Source organism: Streptomyces sp. NPDC051020, assembly GCF_040683105.1.
Taxonomy (GTDB): domain Bacteria; phylum Actinomycetota; class Actinomycetes; order Streptomycetales; family Streptomycetaceae; genus Streptomyces.
The window spans coordinates 1-1,124 of record NZ_JBFBCG010000242.1 but is presented as its reverse complement, the minus strand read 5'-3'; the positions used below and the strand labels follow the sequence as shown (position 1 = coordinate 1,124).

At 62.6% G+C, this 1,124-nt stretch carries 2 protein-coding genes; one reads left to right on the top strand and one right to left on the bottom strand.

Annotation, left to right across the window (positions count from 1 at the left end; genetic code table 11):
* The first annotated feature begins 140 nt into the window (after positions 1 to 140).
* Positions 141 to 689, top strand: coding sequence for a DUF4262 domain-containing protein (locus AB0N06_RS38970; protein WP_366139389.1), 549 nt, complete (start codon positions 141 to 143; stop codon positions 687 to 689).
* 44 nt (positions 690 to 733) lie between these two features.
* On the opposite strand, the gene AB0N06_RS38965 is transcribed toward AB0N06_RS38970, so the two are convergent.
* Positions 734 to 1,124, bottom strand: a 391-nt coding sequence (locus AB0N06_RS38965; protein ID WP_366139388.1) for a transposase, incomplete at its 5' end; no start/stop codon positions are given.

The window sequence follows — 1,124 nt, the reverse complement described above, 5'->3', positions numbered from 1 at the left end:
GTCGGTGGTACTGGCCATGCCGGGGTTGCTCCTGTCTCGCCCATCCAGGCTAACCCGAGGTGCCGGGTGCCTCAGCCGAGACTGTCAGGAAGGGAAACCCCGGTTGCTCGACGTGAACGCTCACCTCGTACCCTCCGCACATGACTGATGATCTGTTCCAGTGCCGCTGTGTCCTCTGCCATGACTACGGCGACCGCGACGAAGCGGACCGCATGGATCTGACGGTCATCGAGCATGTGCAGCAGCACGGATGGCACGTCGTGATGGTTCCCGAAGACGAGATCGGTCCTGGTTTCGCCTACACGATCGGCCTCGCGCACACTCACGGCGGACCTGAACTGGCCATGTTCGGGCTCGATGTCCACGCCATGCACTGCATGCTCAACACGCTCGGAGAGAAGTCCGCCGCGGGTGGAGCGCTGGCGGACGGCCAGAGCCATCCTGATGTTGTCGCTGGTCATCGAGTCGCGCTCAGGCAGGTTGATCGCGGCTGGTACCGGACCTTCTTCGGGCAGGCCATCGGGTTCTACCGGCGGCCGCCTCTCCCCGTGCTGCAAGTCGCGTGGCCTGATGCCGAGGGCCGTTTCCACTGGGATGAGCAGGCTGACGAGAGGCATCGCGAGTCACAGCCTCAGTTGTGGCTGCCTCCGAGTGACCATCCTGTCGGAATCTGGACGACCGAACTCTGATCTCAAGGGGCTGGGAAGCGGCGATCCAGCACCCGGGCGATGCACTACTGAAGCAAGATCATCTTGCGTAGGAGTTCGAATCCGGCTCGGCCGTAGAGCTGCCTTTTGATCTTCTTGATGCGGTTCACGGCGCCTTCGATACTGCCGGAACTCCATTCCACGGTGAGGCCGGCTGTCACGGCGTCGAGGTCTCGGAGCAGGTGGAGTGCGAAGCCGGTGAGGCCGGGTAGTTGGCTGGCGTCTACTGCGTCGATCCAGGTGGGAAGCCTGGTGCCAAGGCGGGCTGTGAGTATCTCGCCAAAATCGCGGATGTGTCCGGCGGCCGTGTCCAGTTCGGGACTGAAGTTCCCCCTCTGAGCTGGACAGCCTGATACTGGGACGGATGGGTCCCGGAGGAAGCAGTCCAGGTAGTGAGTAAGAAGAGCAACACGAGTA

Coding starts and splice junctions, on each gene's coding strand:
- AB0N06_RS38970 (WP_366139389.1), top strand. CDS start 141: ATGACTGATGATCTGTTCCAGTGCCGCTGTGTCCTCTGCCATGACTAC.